Below are 15,395 nucleotides of genomic sequence, written 5' to 3'. Positions count from 1 at the left end.
ATCACCCGCCGGATAAGACGCTAGCGTCGTCATCCGGTATGAATGATGAAAAAGCCGGATAGCGTATCAGCTGATCCGGCTTTTTTATTCAGTGCATATTCACGGCATAAACCGATAACCAATCCCGGTTTCGGTGAGAAAATGACGCGGACGGGCCGGGTCCAGTTCCAGCTTCTGGCGCAGGTGTCCCATATAAATACGCAGATAGTGACTGTGTTCGACGGCGTTTGGTCCCCAAACCTGATTCAATAACTGACGTTGCGTCAGCACCTTCCCGGCATTATTCAGCAGTACCGCTAACAAGCGAAACTCAATCGGCGTCAAATGAATCTCTTCGTCACCTCGGTGTACGAGGCGGGCGGCGATATCCACTTTAACATTAGAAAAATGCACCACTGGCTCGGGAGAAGTCCCGCTGGCGTGGCGACGTAATGCCACACGCAATCGCGCCTGTAGCTCGCCAATACCAAAAGGTTTACTGAGATAGTCATCGGCTCCGGCATCCAGCGCGGCGATTTTATCGCTTTCCTCACTGCGGGCTGAAAGCACAATCACCGGAATCGCGCTCCATTGACGCAGGTCGCGAATAAAATCAATGCCGTCGCCATCCGGCAGGCCAAGATCGAGAATGATGAGATCGGGTTTTCGCGTGGCGGCTTCCAGCAGACCACGTTGCAGCGTTTCCGCTTCAAATACACGTAGCCCATCGGCCTCCAGCGCGGTGCGCAGAAAACGGCGGATGGCCTGTTCATCTTCAACAATCAGTACGTTCGTCACATATCCTCATGAAAATCTTCAAGTTCAGGGGGAATTTCCTGGGGCAGTGTAACACGAAAACATGCTCCTCCCTGCGCGCGATTGTGGACAGAAATAGTCCCGCCATGCACGTCCACAATGGCCTGACAAATTGCCAGCCCCAGCCCAACGCCTGGCACCGATGACTCTTTATTTCCCCGAGAAAATTTGTCAAAAACGCGCTGTTCCATACCCGATGGAACACCCGGCCCATTATCCCAGACGTCCAGTTGCAGGTGTTCGCCATCGACGCTGGCATTAATACCGATCTGCGCCTGTGGACCCGCGTATTTGACGGCGTTCTCCAGCAGGTTAATCAACACCCGTTCAAAGAGCGGGCCATCGACGTGAATCAATGTCAACGGTTCTGGTAACGACAGATTTATCGGGGCAGAGAGACCTGGCTCCAGCATCTGCAGGGCGCTGCCGACCACCTCTTCCAGTGTTAACCACTCCTTCTTAAGATTAAAGCCGCCAGACTGAATTCGCGCCATATCCAGCAGGTTATTCACCAGTCGGGTCGTGTTCAGGACGTGCTGGCGAATTTCGCTGGCCTGGCGCGCGTGCGGCGATCCTTCGCTTGCCAGATCCAGCGTTAAGATTTCTGCCTGGCCGAACAACACCGTCAATGGCGTGCGCAAATCGTGGGACAGGGCAGCGAGCAGGGCGTTGCGAATACTTTCGCGCTCGCTGGCAAAGCGGGCCTGCTCTTCGCTGGCGGTTAGCGTCAGGCGCTCCAGCGCGCTGGCGACCAGTAAAGTGAAGGTTTCCAGCAGGCGTTGCTGTTCGGGGATCATCAACTGGCGTAAATTTCCCGGTTCCACTACCAGCAGCCCATGCGTTTTGTCGGCGCTTTTTAACGGTAAAATTTGATACGGCACGCCCGGTAATGTGTCGGTGCCGGCACCTGCCATCTGCCCCTTGTCAAAACTCCACTGGGCAATGGCATCATCCCACGGTGTCATACCCTGCTGATGCGTCAGGGGAACCAACTTACCGTTTTCGTCAGGCAATAACACCCGGCTGCGTGCCTGAAACGTCGAGGCAATAAACTGTTCGCTGGTGGCGGCGATATCCGTCTGACTGCGTCCGACGGCCAGCGCTTTCGACATCTCATACAAATGACGCGTACGCTGTTCACGATAACGCGCGACCCGCGCCTGATACCGCACCCCGGCGGTCAGATTACCGATAACCAGACCGACCGTTAGCATCACGGCGAAGGTAAGCAGGTACTGGACGTCAGACACGGCCAGCGTGCCGCGTGGCGCAATAAAAAAGAGATCAAAGCTGGCGACGTTGATAAACGTTGCCAGAACGGACGGCCAGCGTCCGTAAAAGAGGGCGATAACCACCACGCCCAGTAGATAGAGCATCACCAGGTTGGCGGCGTCAAATGCAACCAACCACTGCATGGCAATCACTGTAATGATGGCGCACAGCGCGACGGCAACCACGCAACCCTGAATTTGTACCCGCCATTTATCCTTAAAAGTGCGGCTATCTGCAGTTTGCGGCACAGGGCGAGCAGGGGGCTCATCGAGCGCAACAATCATCAGGTCGAGATCCGGTGCGCGATGGGCGAGTTTGTCGGCAAAGGAATCGCTGCGCCACCAGCGACGCGTCGTTGGACGCCCGAGGACAATTTTTCCCAGATTATGCTCACGGGCATAGCGGATCACCGCTTTGTCTTCGGCGGGATCGGAAAGAGTGGCGGTTTCTGCGCCTAACTCCTGGGCCAGCCGCAGAGCGCTTAAAATAGCGCGGCGCCGTTTTTCGGGCAGTCGGTGTAGCGCAGGTGTTTCAACATACACTGCATGCCAGACGCTGCCGAGACGCGCCGCCAGGCGTGCAGCAGCTCGCACCAGTTTTTCGCTGCCGGTGTTGTGTCCAATACACAGTAAAATGGCATCGCGGGTATGCCAGACTTTTTCTTCTCCCGGACTCCCCCGCCAGGCACGCATCTGATCGTCTACCCGATCGGCGGTGCGTCGCAGAGCCAGTTCGCGCAGCGCTATCAAATTACCTTTGCGAAAGAAATGCTCGATTGCACGCTCTGCCTGACCGGCGATATAGACCTTGCCTTCGTTCAGGCGCTGACGCAAATCGTCAGGTGGGAGATCGACCAGTACCACATCGTCAGCGGCATCGAAAAACGGGTCAGGAACGGTTTCGCGCACCTGAATACCGGTGACGCCGCTGACCACATCATTCAGGCTTTCCAGATGTTGGACGTTAACGGTAGTAAAAACGTCAATGCCAGCTTCCAGCAGCTCTTCAATGTCCTGCCAGCGCTTAGGATGCCGTGAGCCTGGCGCATTACTGTGCGCCAGTTCATCCATCAAAATGAGCGCTGGACGGCGGGCCAGCGCAGCGTCGAGATCGAACTCGCTGATATGACGACCATGGCGCGCCTGTCGCTTTAGCGGCAGGATGCTGAGACCGTCCAGCAGCGCGGCGGTCTCTTTGCGTCCGTGGGTTTCCACCACGCCAATCAGCACATCTAACCCTTGCGCCCGTAGCCGCTGAGCTTCCGTTAGCATGGCCCAGGTTTTGCCGACGCCCGCACAGGCACCGAAGAAAATTTTCAGTTTTCCCCGGTGCGGCGCTGTGGTCTGCTCCAGCAGGCGATCGGGGTTGGGACGTAGGGGTTCGCTATGCATGTCCTTTTTCTCAGTGCTTATCCAGCGCTAAATTAAGTTCCACCAGGTTCACCACCGGCTGGCCGATAAAACTGACCAGCGGCTTTTGCGTGTATTGTGCAACCAGGCGCGTAACCTCTTCAACGCTGAGGTTGCGAGCCTGCGCCACGCGGGGAATTTGCCATGCGACCGCATCGGGTGTCAGATTATTGTCCAGACCGCTGGCGGACGCTGTGACCAGTTCCACGGGCACAGCAGGGTTAGCCTGTGGATTAGCAGCTCGCAGCGCGGCAATCCGGCTTTGTAGCTGTTTATCCAGTTCCGGGTTGCTGGCTGCCAGATTACTGCCGCCTGAAGCCATTGGATTATAGGGCATTTCCGCTGTGGCTGAGGGGCGTCCCTGAAAATAACCGGCAGCGGTAAACTGTTGCCCAATAAGCTCAGAGCCGCGAACGATCTGACCTTCGCGCAGAAGCGAACCGTTAGCCTGGTGGGGGAACCACCACTGCCCCAGCGCAGTGGTCAGCAGCGGATAAACACCGCCGGTGATAAGCATCAGGAAAAGCAATGTTGATAATGCAGGACGTAATCCACTCATCAGAAACCTCACACCAGACCCAGCAGAGTCAGCAGTAAATCAATTACTTTGATACCGATAAACGGCACAACCAAACCGCCCAGACCATAGATCCACAGATTGCGGCGCAGCATCGCGGAAGCGGATAATGGCTTATAGCTCACCCCCTTCAGCGCCAGTGGGATCAGGAAGGCAATCACCAACGCATTGAAGATGACGGCGCTGAGGATCGCCGAATCCGGCGAATGCAGTCGCATGACGTTCAGCGCATTGAGCTGCGGGTAGGTGGCGGCGAATGCCGCCGGGATAATGGCAAAATACTTCGCTACGTCGTTGGCGATACTAAAGGTGGTCAGCGACCCGCGCGTCATCAGCATCTGTTTACCAATGTGCACCACTTCAATCAGCTTAGTGGGGTTAGAGTCGAGATCCACCATGTTGCCCGCTTCCTTCGCGGCCTGAGTCCCGGAGTTCATGGCGACCGCAACGTCGGCCTGCGCAAGGGCAGGAGCGTCGTTAGTTCCGTCTCCGGTCATCGCCACCAGACGGCCTTCCGCTTGATACTGACGAATCAGCGCCAGCTTGGCTTCCGGTGTCGCTTCGGCTAAAAAGTCATCCACTCCGGCTTCCGCGGCGATTGCGGCGGCGGTCAAACGGTTGTCGCCGGTGATCATCACCGTTTTGATCCCCATTTTACGCAGTTGGGCAAAACGTTCTTTAATCCCGCCTTTGACGATATCTTTCAGGGCAATCACGCCCAGTACGTGCGAGCCTTCGGCCACCACCAGCGGCGTTGCGCCAAGGCGAGCGACGTTTTCGACCTTCTGCTCCACATCGGCAGGAAAGTGGCCGCCGTTGGCTTCGACGTGACGACGAATAGCATCAACCGAACCTTTGCGGATCATCCGATTGTCGATGTTGATACCGCTCATCCGACTCTGCGCGGTAAACGGTACAAAGGTGGCATGCAGCGATTGCACATCGCGAATACGCAGGTTAAAGCGCTGTTTGGCCAGGATTACAATGCTGCGGCCTTCCGGTGTTTCATCGGCCAGGGATGAAAGCTGTGCAGCGTCGGCCAGCGTTTTTTCGTCCACGCCCTGGGCGGGCAGAAAATCAGAAGCCTGACGGTTACCCAGCGTGATGGTGCCGGTTTTATCCAGCAGCAGTACGTCCACATCACCTGCCGCCTCTACGGCACGTCCGCTGGTGGCGATAACGTTCGCACCCAACATGCGGCTCATCCCGGCGACGCCAATCGCGGAGAGCAGCCCGCCTATCGTCGTAGGGATTAAACACACCAGCAGCGCAACCAATACCGTGACGCTGACAGCGCTACCGCCCCAGGCGGAAAACGGCCACAGCGTGGCGGTTGCCAGCAGAAAGACGATAGTCAGGGCAATCAGCAGGATCGTCAGGGCGATTTCATTTGGCGTTTTACGTCGCTGTGCGCCTTCGACCATGGCAATCATTCGGTCGAGGAATGTTTCTCCGGGGTTGACGCTACACGCGATCACCAGCCAGTCCGAGAGAATGCGTGTCCCGCCAGTGACGGAGGCAAAATCGCCGCCGGATTCACGAATTACAGGCGCGGATTCACCGGTAATGGCGCTTTCATCCACCGAGGCACCGCCTTCGATCACCTCGCCGTCACAAGGGATAATATCGCCCGCTTCCACCAGCACGATATCCCCTTTGCGTAACTCTTCGGCTGGCACGTGATCCATTTGCGCGCCATATTTCGGTTCACGAAGTTTGCGGGCAAAGGCGGTTTTTTTGACCCCTTTCAGGCTGTTGGCCTGCGCTTTACTACGCCCTTCAGCCAGCGCTTCCGCAAAGTTAGCGAACAGAACGGTCACCCACAGCCAGAGGCTTATCGCGCCGGTAAACAGTGGATTACCTGACATATGGCCGGTCGCCATCGCTACCGTTAACAGGGTGGTCAGCAGGCTGCCCAGCCAGACGATAAACATCACCGGGTTACGCCACTGAGTATGTGGACTTAATTTTTTCACTGCGTCCATTAGCGCTTGTGCGACCAGAGAAGGTTCGAACAGCGCCAGTTGCTTGCGACTCATAGTCATGTGCTCCGCATCACTCAACGTAAAGAGAGGTATTCTGCTACCGGGCCAAGCGCCAGCGCAGGAACAAAGGTGAGGGCGCCAACCAGCAACACCGTACCGATCAACAATCCAACAAATAGCGCGCCGTGGGTAGGTAGCGTGCCGGGACTTGCTGGTTGACTCTTTTTACCGACCAGTGAACCGGCAATCGCCATCACCGGGATAATGACGCCGAAGCGGCCGAAGAACATGCACGCGGCCAGCAGGCTGTTCCAGAATGGGCTGTTGGCACTTAATCCGGCAAAAGCGCTCCCGTTGTTATTGGTGGCAGACGAGACCGCGTATAGCACCTCGCTAAAACCATGCGGCCCGGGATTGAGTATGGCGCTACGCCCGGCATCGCTCATCATGGCGATCGCTGTCCCAAGCAGAACCAGCGCAGGGGTAACCAGAATCGCCAGCGCGGTCATTTTCATTTCGCGGACATCGATTTTTTTACCCAGATATTCCGGCGTACGGCCAATCATCAGCCCGGCGATAAAGACCGCCAGCAGCACGAACAGCAGCATGCCGTACAACCCTGACCCCACACCGCCGAACACCACTTCGCCAATCTGCATCAACCACATCGGTACCATGCCGCCCAGCGCAGTGAAGGAGTCGTGCATAGCAATGACTGCGCCACAGGATGCGGCTGTCGTGACGACCGCAAACAGACTACTGACCAGCACGCCAAAGCGGCTCTCTTTACCTTCCATATTGATATTGCTGTCTGCGCCAAACGCCATCAGATGCGGATTACCCTGCACTTCGGCCCACATTACAACCGCCACGCAAACGACAAAAATAAGCGACATAGCCCACAGCAGGGTGCGCCCCTGTCGGCGATCGCCCACGACGTCACCGAAGGCGAAACACAGCGCCGTGGGAATTAAGAAGATTGCCAGCATCTGGACCATGTTGGTCAGCGCGGTTGGGTTTTCAAACGGATGTGAGGAGTTGGCATTAAAAAAGCCGCCGCCGTTGGTACCGAGCATCTTAATGGCCTCTTGTGAGGCGACAGGTCCCATCGGCAGCAGTTGTTTTGTCCCTTCAAGCGTGGTGATCGCCTGATAAGGCAGCAGGTTTTGCAACGCACCTTGTTGGATGAAAAACAGCGCGATGAGCAGAGAAATCGGCAGCAATATCCACAGCGTAATGCGGACCAGATCCACCCAGGCGTTGCCCAGCGTGTTCATACTCTGGCGCGTGAAGGCGCGAGCCAGGGCAAAGATCACCGCAATACCGGTCGCCGCAGACAGGAAATTCTGCACGGTCAGGCCGGCCATCTGGCTGAAGTAGCTTAAAGTGGTTTCCCCCGCATAGGACTGCCAGTTGGTGTTGGTCACAAAACTCACCGCGGTATTGAGCGCGAGATCCCACGATAGTCCCGGTAACTGTTGTGGATTCAGCGGCAGCAGGTTTTGCGCCATTAACATCGCAAACAGTATCAGCAGGCCGAGGATATTAAGTGCGAGGATCGCCAGCAAATAGTGCAGCCAGGTCATTTCCTGCTGCGAAATACCCAGCCCACGCCACAGCACACGCTCAACGCCTGCAAGGCCGGGTAAGGATGTGTTGTTGATAAGACGCGCCAGCCCAAAGCCCAACTGCCTGGCGAGAACAAACAGCACCAGCAGGAAACTGGCGATGAGTAAAAATCCTTGCGCTGCCATCAGAACGCCTCCGCATTAATCAAGGCATACACCAGATAACCCAGTAACAAAAAGACCAGCACAATGCCGGTTATCACGCCTGCACTCACAGTGCACCTCCAGTGGCATAAATGTGATAACCAGAGCGTAGGTTTTTGGTTGCAAAGATTTCGCAAAAATCTGCGGGCGGGGTGTAAAAAAAGTATAAAAATGGCAAAGACCATCATTTAACTAATGATTAGTATTAATTTAACCTTTGTGTAACTTAATTACAGGTTTACGTTAAACGGAGCATCAATAGATAAAAATAAGTGGTCGGATGAGTAGCAAAATTACACACAAGGCGGTATTATTTTCATCAGTTAACCAAGTTTATTTTCCGGTGCGATTCACCGAACAGATATATGGGAGAGGATTATGGACTTTTATAAAGAGTATCCAGCACACATTGTTTTCTTGCGCCGTACCTTTGCCGTACTGGCTGGTGTGCTGGCGCTGCCGGTCATGCTGTTCTGGAAAGACCGAGCCCGTTTTTACAGCTACCTACATCGCGTCTGGTCGAAAACCAGTGATAAGCCGGTGTGGATGGAGCAGGCTGAAAAAGCCACCTGCGATTTCTACTAAGTTACCGTTCAGGCTCAAAAAACCGCCAACAGCAATGTGGCGGTTTTTTTATACGTCGCAGTCTACACTTACCTGTGTAACGGATAAGGAGTAGCAATGAGCAAGAGAATTTCTGTTGGTATCCGCGCCTGTCTGACCACAGAAGCGAACGATAAATTTCTGTTTGACGAGAATACGCTGGTACGTATTTATGCCTTGCATGAATTGCACCGACTGCGCCAGAGCGGATTATCACGTGGTGCATTGATTGATTTTCACACCCGTTACAAGCTGGTGTTACTGGCACACTCCCAACCGGAGTATCGTGAGCTCGGCCCTTTTGTTGCCGCAATCCACGAATGGGCAAGCCTCGATGCTTTTTATACGGAGTACCGTTTGCGGTTGATTCATCTGCTGTTTAATAACGCGACCCGACGCAACCATACTAATGTCCTGATGCATGTGCAGGGCTATTTCCGTAACCAGCTCAATCTTCGTCAACGTCAGGAACTGACCTCAATAATCGATAACTATCGACGTGAGATGCAGCCGCTGCTTGCGCCATTGATGCTCCTCCAACACTATATGACGGAGCACCCGAACAGCTGGTTGTCCGGGCAACGTTACTTTGAACTCTGGCCTGCGATTCTGCGTTTACACGGCAAAGCTTAATTTTTATTCGGGAGTTTTATGACCACTCATCTGGTCTGGTTTCGGCGAGATTTACGTCTGCATGACAATCTTGCGCTGGCAGCGGCATGTCGGGATCGTGCGGCACGGGTATTGGCGCTATATATTGCCACGCCCGCACAGTGGAAAGCGCATGATATGTCACCGCGTCAGGCGGCGTTTGTCGACAAGCAGTTGAATGCGCTGCAAACGGCGCTGGCAGAAAAAGGCATCCCGCTGCTGGTTTATGACGGCGGGGATTTCACAGCCAGCGTAGAGATAGTCAAAAATGTCTGCGCACAGCATGACGTTAACCGACTGTTTTATAACTATCAGTACGAAATCAACGAACGCCAGCGCGATGCTCAGGTTGAAAAATCATTATCGCAGGTGGTGTGTGAGGGTTTTGACGATAGCGTAATCCTGGCGCCGGGCGCGGTAATGACCGGGAATCATGAGATGTATAAAGTCTTTACACCGTTTAAAAATGCCTGGCTGAAGCGGTTAAAAGACAGTATCCCGGAGTGTGTTGCGGCACCAAAAGCCCGCGAAAGCGGCGCAATTTCCCCCCCATCAACGCCAATTACGCTCAATTATCCACAGCAGGATTTTGATGTAGCGCTTTTCCCGGTAGAAGAAAAATCGGTTATCGCGCAATTACGTCAGTTTTGTCAGCACGGCGCGGCAGAATACGAGCAACAACGCGATTTCCCGGCAAATGAAGGTACCAGTCGGTTGTCGGCAAGCCTTGCCACCGGCGGGTTATCACCGCGCCAGTGTCTGCACCGTTTGTTAGTCGAGCAACCGCAGGCGCTAGAGGGAGGCGCCGGGAGCGTTTGGCTAAACGAGCTCATCTGGCGCGAATTTTATCGCCATCTACTGACGTACTATCCCGCACTGTGTCGGCATCAGCCCTTTATTCGCTGGACCGATCGTGTGCAATGGCAAAATAACGTGACGCATTTTCAGGCATGGCAGACGGGAAATACAGGGTATCCAATCGTAGATGCGGCGATGCGCCAGCTTAACGGCACAGGGTGGATGCATAATCGTTTACGCATGATCGCGGCGAGCTTTTTGGTGAAAGACCTGCTGATCGACTGGCGAAAAGGTGAGCAGTATTTCATGTCACAACTGATCGACGGTGATCTGGCGGCGAATAATGGTGGCTGGCAGTGGGCTGCTTCTACCGGAACGGATGCTGCGCCGTATTTCCGTATTTTTAATCCCACCACACAGGGGGAGAAATTTGACCGTGACGGTGATTTTATCCGCCAATGGGTACCGGAATTACGCGATGTACCGGGAAAAGCCATTCACGAACCGTGGACGTGGGCGGAAAAAATGCAGGTGACACTCAATTATCCTCGTCCGATTGTCGATCATAAGCAGGCAAGGTTAGCCACGCTGGCAGCATATGAAGCAGCGCGTCATTCGTAATCGCCGGATCAAAACAGGCCCGAGGCATATGACATCGTCGGGCCCGTAAACTCAGGACTCTATCGCGAGCGGGCTGTTTTTGAATTTGAGCGATTGATATAACCAAATCATCAGCACCAACGCCACACAGGCCAGCGCGCCCCAGGTAATTTCGCTAAAGACATCAATATAGGCGTTGATGGAATAGTTGATGGCACCGGAAGCATCAAATGCGCCTTGTGATGTCTGGTCAGCAATCACACCCGCCAGGTAGTTGGCAATGGCCCCGGAAAGCAACATATAGATGCCGGTTAATACGCCGGTTACCCCTGGGATCTCAATGCGTGTAATTTGTGACATGGCGACAGGGTCGATAAACAGCTCGGCGAATCCCATAACTGCCAGCCCTAAAACCATCAACGGCATGGAGGAGTGCCCATATGTGGCGGACCAACGGGCGCTTAAGGTCAGAATACAGAAACCAGCACTCATTAAGCCGAGGCCGAGAGCAAACTTACCCCAGATACGAACAGTACGATTGCCACTCACGCTTTCTTTGACCACCCAGGCCAGCACGATGCCGCACAACATAACGGCGAAGGCGTTTACCGACTGGAACATGGCAGTAGGGACTGAATATCCCATCACGTCGCGATTGACAAAGCGGTCGATATACAGGCTGATGGAGCTACCACCCTGCTGTGCAAAGGCCCAGAACAACAAGCTGAAGAAGGTCAGCGTGACGATAAGCCCCAGTTCTTTACGCTGTTTCTGCGTTTGCGCCTGACGGTAAATTTTTGCCAGAACAGCCAAACCAATGACGGTGGCGACAATCAGCGCGTACACGGACCACTCTTTCCAGAACAGGACGGTAATTAAAAGCGGTGCGGCGACCAGCAGAACCAGCAGCCAGGCCCAGTTCGGCAGAATGAACGATTTGGCACACAGCACGGCTTTGTTGACGCCGGTAGTGTGAGCGAAATGACGATTCCCGCATAAGAAAATGACCAGTCCGGCCAGCATACCGATAGCGGCCAGCGCAAAGCCCATTGCCCAACTGTACTCTTCCTGCACATAGCCGCAGGCGATAGGGGCAATAATTGAACCAATGTTACCGGCGGCATAGAGCAGAGAAAATCCGCCGTCACGGCGCGGATCTTCTGGTTTATACAATTCACCCAGCAGACAACTGATGTTGGATTTAAACAAACCGTAACCACAGACAATAATGGCCAGAGATAAATAAAGAAACGCCGGAGCCATTTCACTGGCGCCCAGCACCAGATGTCCCACTGCCATCAAAAATGCGCCAATCATTACCGCCATGCGGTTACCGAGCACTTTATCCGCCAGGTATCCCCCGAGAATAGGCGTGACATACACCAACGAACAGTAAGCGCTGAACAGTTCATACGCGTGATTATCGTTGTACTTAAGCTGGTTAGTGAGATACAGGATCAGCAGTGCACGCATGCCATAAAAACTGAAGTATTCCCAAATTTGCAGCGCGACGACGTAATAAATCGCGCGCGGCTGAGATGCTTGTTTATTCATTATTTTCTCGAAGTAAATGCCTCACGATGGGAGGAACGTGCCGTGTGAGGGTGTTTCCTTAAAGTTGTAACTTTGATACAGATCTGATTATTTTTGCAATATGCTGTCTGATTGCATAAATATACATGAATACAATCTCATGGTGGTAAGCAATTTACGTTTACAGGCCGCGTGATTGTTTCTTGATGTGTCAGCGAAATGGCTATCGACGAACGGAGGTGAGGACGCTATTTTAACTGAAGCTGTGTTGCTGATTGAGCGGGCAGAATTTATGACAACGAGGACGATGATGAAAAACACCGAGCTGGAACAACTGATTAATGACAAGCTGAACAGCGCAGCCATAAGCGACTATGCACCGAATGGTTTGCAGGTTGAGGGCAAAGAAACGGTGCAAAAAATCGTGACCGGCGTAACCGCAAGCCAGGCATTACTGGATGAGGCTGTTCGCCTTGGGGTCGATACGGTCATCGTTCATCATGGTTATTTCTGGAAGGGAGAATCTCCGGTTATTCGTGGCATGAAGCGCCGGCGTCTGAAAACGCTGCTGGAAAATGACATCAACCTGTATGGCTGGCATCTGCCGTTGGATGCCCACCCCGAACTGGGGAATAACGCACAGCTGGCCGCGCTGTTGGGTATTACCGTGATGGGTGAAATCGAGCCTCTGGTACCGTGGGGGGAACTCTCCATGCCGGTTCCTGGGCTGGAACTGGCATCCTGGATTGAAGCGCGTCTGGGACGTAAACCGTTATGGTGCGGTGATACCGGGCCGGAAACCGTTCAGCGTGTTGCCTGGTGTACGGGGGGCGGTCAAAGTTTCATTGATAGCGCAGCCCGCTTTGGTGTTGATGCCTTTATTACCGGGGAAGTTTCTGAACAAACCATTCACTCTGCCCGCGAGCAGGGACTGCATTTCTATGCTGCCGGCCACCATGCTACCGAACGCGGCGGTATTCGTGCATTGAGCGAATGGCTGAATGAAAATACCGATCTGGATGTGACGTTCGTCGACATCCCTAACCCAGCCTAATTAAAGAGGGACGAAAGTGCAGCGAGCGCGTTGTTATCTGTTAGGTGAAACCGCGGTGGTTCTGGAGCTGGAACCGCCGATTACGCTGGCAACTCAGAAACGCATCTGGCGTCTGGCCCAGCGTCTGGTTGATGCTCCGAATGTACTTGAAGCCATTCCGGGAATGAACAATATCACGGTGATTCTGAATTCCCCGCAAACGCTGGCGCTGGATGCGATTGAACGACTGCAGCGCTGGTGGGAAGAGAGCGAGGCGCTGGAGCCGGATTCGCGCTTTGTCGAAATCCCCGTTATCTATGGCGGCGAATATGGGCCCGATCTGGCCGAAGTCGCCCGGCACAGTGGTTTGAGCAACAAGCAGGTCGTTGAATTGCATGCGTCAGTTGATTATGTCGTCTGGTTTTTAGGGTTTCAGCCTGGGTTTCCCTATCTTGGGAGCTTACCGGAACCATTGCATACGCCAAGACGAGCCGAACCGCGCTTACTTGTTCCGGCAGGGGCGGTGGGGATCGGCGGCTCACAAACCGGTATCTACCCGATTGCAACGCCCGGCGGGTGGCAACTGATAGGACGTACCACCGTTAAGCTTTTTGATCCGCAGCGCGAGGAGCCGATCCTGTTACGGGCTGGAGATACTGTACGTTTTGTCCCGCAGAAGGAGGGCGTATGTTAAACATCATTCGTGCTGGCATGTACACCTCTGTACAGGATGGGGGTCGTCATGGCTTTCGTCAGTCAGGGATAAGTCACTGCGGCGCGTTGGACAAACCGGCATTGAACGTCGCTAATCTGCTGGTAGGAAATGATGCGAATGCTGCCGCGCTGGAAGTCACGTTGGGTCAGCTGGTGGTGGAGTTTGACGCGGATGGTTGGTTTGCCTTGACCGGCGCGGGATGCGAAGCGCATTTGGATCGTACTCCAGTATGGAGCGGTTGGCGGTTGCCGGTTAAAGCCGGACAACGTCTGTCATTAAAACACCCGCATCATGGTATGCGCAGTTACCTGGCGGTGGCGGGCGGTATTGATGTTCCCGACGTTATGGGATCGCGCAGTACCGATTTGAAAGTCGGTATTGGCGGGTTTGAAGGACGTTTGTTACGCGATGGCGATAAGTTGGCGATTGGCGTTTCAACACGACAATTCAATGGCCCACAAGGGGTAAAACAGTTGATGTGGGGCAACCACATTCGTGCGTTACCTGGACCTGAATATCAGGAATTTGACGAGGCATCGCAGGCATCGTTCTGGCGCTCGCCGTGGCGACTGAGTCCACAGAGTAACCGTATGGGGTATCGCTTGCAGGGGCAGCCACTGACACGCGCGACAGACCGCGAGATGTTGTCACACGGTTTGCTCCCCGGCGTGGTACAGGTTCCGCATAACGGGCAGCCAATTGTACTGATGAACGATGCCCAGACCACGGGCGGATATCCGCGTATCGCCTGTATCATCGAGGCGGATATGTATCACCTTGCGCAGATCCCTCTTGGACAACCGATTCACTTTGTTCAGTGCTCGCTGGAAGAGGCGTTGAAGGCGCGTCACGATCAGCAGCGCTATCTGGAACAGCTAACATGGCGACTTAACGATGAAAATTGATTTGAATGCTGACCTCGGAGAAGGCTGTGCGAACGACGCGACGTTGCTCCAGTTGGTGTCATCGGCCAATATCGCCTGTGGATTTCATGCCGGAGACGCACAAACCATGCTGGCAAGTGTACGGGAAGCATTGAAAAACGGCGTGGCTGTGGGGGCACACCCTGGCTTTCCGGACCGGGAAAATTTTGGTCGTAGTGCTATGAATCTGCCTGCCGAAACGGTTTATGCTCAGACGCTGTATCAAATTGGTGCACTGTCAGTCATCACCCGGGCTGAAGGGGGCGTGATGCGTCATGTGAAACCGCACGGCATGCTCTATAACCAGGCGGCGAAAGATCCTCAACTGGCCGATGCGATTGCGAAAGCGGTTCATGCCTGCGATCCGTCATTGATCCTGGTAGGGCTGGCGGGAAGTGAGCTGATCCGTGCCGGAGAACATTATGGCCTGGTGACGCGTCAGGAGGTGTTTGCCGATCGGGGTTATCAGGCTGATGGCAGTCTGGTTCCGCGCAGCCAGCCAGGCGCACTGATTGAGGATGAAGAGCAGGCGCTGGCGCAAACGTTAGAAATGGTGCAATCCGGCAGAGTAAAAAGCCAAAGTGGAACATGGGCGAGCGTGACAGCCCAGACGGTATGCATTCACGGGGATGGCGAGCACGCACTCGCTTTTGCCCGTCGTTTGCGCAGCGCCTTTAATGCATGCAATATTCAAATTAGCGCGTAAGTTTATTCATACAAAACAATAAT

General features: G+C 54.3%; 14 protein-coding genes. 7 read left to right on the top strand and 7 right to left on the bottom strand.

Going from position 1 to position 15,395, the window contains the following annotated elements:
• Positions 1-99 precede the first annotated feature (99 nt).
• Genes kdpE through kdpF form a run of 6 tightly spaced genes read right to left on the bottom strand, consistent with a single transcriptional unit; the run spans position 100 to position 7,881 of the window.
• Positions 100-777 (bottom strand): two-component system response regulator KdpE, encoded by a 678-nt coding sequence (gene kdpE / locus IB196_RS15745; protein WP_005121396.1) that lies wholly within the window; start codon positions 775-777, stop codon positions 100-102.
• Positions 774-3,458, bottom strand: coding sequence for a two-component system sensor histidine kinase KdpD (gene kdpD / locus IB196_RS15740; RefSeq protein ID WP_188231795.1), 2,685 nt, complete (start codon positions 3,456-3,458; stop codon positions 774-776). The genes kdpE and kdpD overlap by 4 nt, the downstream gene beginning before the upstream one ends.
• A gap of 10 nt (positions 3,459-3,468) precedes the next feature.
• On the bottom strand, positions 3,469-4,035 hold the full coding sequence (gene kdpC / locus IB196_RS15735) for a potassium-transporting ATPase subunit KdpC (protein WP_182290776.1): 567 nt from the start codon (positions 4,033-4,035) through the stop codon (positions 3,469-3,471).
• An 8-nt stretch (positions 4,036-4,043) separates the two neighbouring features.
• Positions 4,044-6,092 carry a potassium-transporting ATPase subunit KdpB gene (gene kdpB / locus IB196_RS15730; protein ID WP_188231796.1) on the bottom strand — a complete coding sequence of 683 codons (2,049 nt, stop codon included), beginning with the start codon at positions 6,090-6,092 and terminating at the stop codon, positions 4,044-4,046.
• A gap of 20 nt (positions 6,093-6,112) precedes the next feature.
• Positions 6,113-7,792 (bottom strand): potassium-transporting ATPase subunit KdpA, encoded by a 1,680-nt coding sequence (gene kdpA, locus IB196_RS15725; RefSeq protein WP_188231797.1) that lies wholly within the window; start codon positions 7,790-7,792, stop codon positions 6,113-6,115.
• Positions 7,792-7,881, bottom strand: coding sequence for a K(+)-transporting ATPase subunit F (gene kdpF, locus IB196_RS15720; protein ID WP_001670793.1), 90 nt, complete (start codon positions 7,879-7,881; stop codon positions 7,792-7,794). Before kdpF ends, kdpA begins: the two co-directional genes overlap by 1 nt.
• A gap of 307 nt (positions 7,882-8,188) precedes the next feature.
• Between kdpF and IB196_RS15715 the strand changes: the two genes are divergently transcribed.
• The 3 genes from IB196_RS15715 to phrB all read left to right on the top strand — a co-directional run bounded on the left by IB196_RS15715 (position 8,189) and on the right by phrB (position 10,483).
• On the top strand, positions 8,189-8,395 hold the full coding sequence (locus IB196_RS15715; protein ID WP_005122569.1) for a YbfA family protein: 207 nt from the start codon (positions 8,189-8,191) through the stop codon (positions 8,393-8,395).
• 96 nt (positions 8,396-8,491) lie between these two features.
• Positions 8,492-9,046, top strand: coding sequence for a DUF1722 domain-containing protein (locus IB196_RS15710; RefSeq protein WP_005122568.1), 555 nt, complete (start codon positions 8,492-8,494; stop codon positions 9,044-9,046).
• A gap of 18 nt (positions 9,047-9,064) precedes the next feature.
• Complete coding sequence (phrB, locus tag IB196_RS15705) at positions 9,065-10,483, top strand: deoxyribodipyrimidine photo-lyase (protein ID WP_149692088.1); 1,419 nt, start codon at positions 9,065-9,067, stop codon at positions 10,481-10,483.
• 51 nt (positions 10,484-10,534) lie between these two features.
• On the opposite strand, the gene dtpD is transcribed toward phrB, so the two are convergent.
• A complete protein-coding gene (dtpD, locus tag IB196_RS15700; RefSeq protein WP_149692089.1) occupies positions 10,535-12,016 on the bottom strand; it encodes a dipeptide permease DtpD in 1,482 nt (493 codons plus the stop codon).
• Positions 12,017-12,305: 289 nt separating this feature from the next.
• Here dtpD and ybgI point away from each other — a divergent pair, with 289 nt between their 5' ends.
• From ybgI to pxpA, 4 genes are read left to right on the top strand one after another with little or no spacing between them, the layout of a single operon-like run.
• Complete coding sequence (ybgI, locus tag IB196_RS15695; RefSeq protein WP_188231851.1) at positions 12,306-13,049, top strand: radiation resistance protein YbgI; 744 nt, start codon at positions 12,306-12,308, stop codon at positions 13,047-13,049.
• A 16-nt stretch (positions 13,050-13,065) separates the two neighbouring features.
• Positions 13,066-13,722, top strand: coding sequence for a 5-oxoprolinase subunit PxpB (gene pxpB / locus IB196_RS15690; protein WP_005122564.1), 657 nt, complete (start codon positions 13,066-13,068; stop codon positions 13,720-13,722).
• Complete coding sequence (gene pxpC / locus IB196_RS15685) at positions 13,716-14,648, top strand: 5-oxoprolinase subunit PxpC (RefSeq protein WP_005122563.1); 933 nt, start codon at positions 13,716-13,718, stop codon at positions 14,646-14,648. Before pxpB ends, pxpC begins: the two co-directional genes overlap by 7 nt.
• Positions 14,638-15,372 carry a 5-oxoprolinase subunit PxpA gene (gene pxpA, locus IB196_RS15680; RefSeq protein ID WP_040232526.1) on the top strand — a complete coding sequence of 245 codons (735 nt, stop codon included), beginning with the start codon at positions 14,638-14,640 and terminating at the stop codon, positions 15,370-15,372. The genes pxpC and pxpA overlap by 11 nt, the downstream gene beginning before the upstream one ends.
• Positions 15,373-15,395: the final 23 nt, after the last annotated feature.

This window comes from Citrobacter sp. C6_1, assembly GCF_014596835.2.
Taxonomy (GTDB): Bacteria; Pseudomonadota; Gammaproteobacteria; order Enterobacterales; family Enterobacteriaceae; genus Citrobacter; species Citrobacter pasteurii.
Note: the sequence above shows the minus strand (reverse complement) of the source record. Positions and strands in the feature narration are given on the sequence as shown.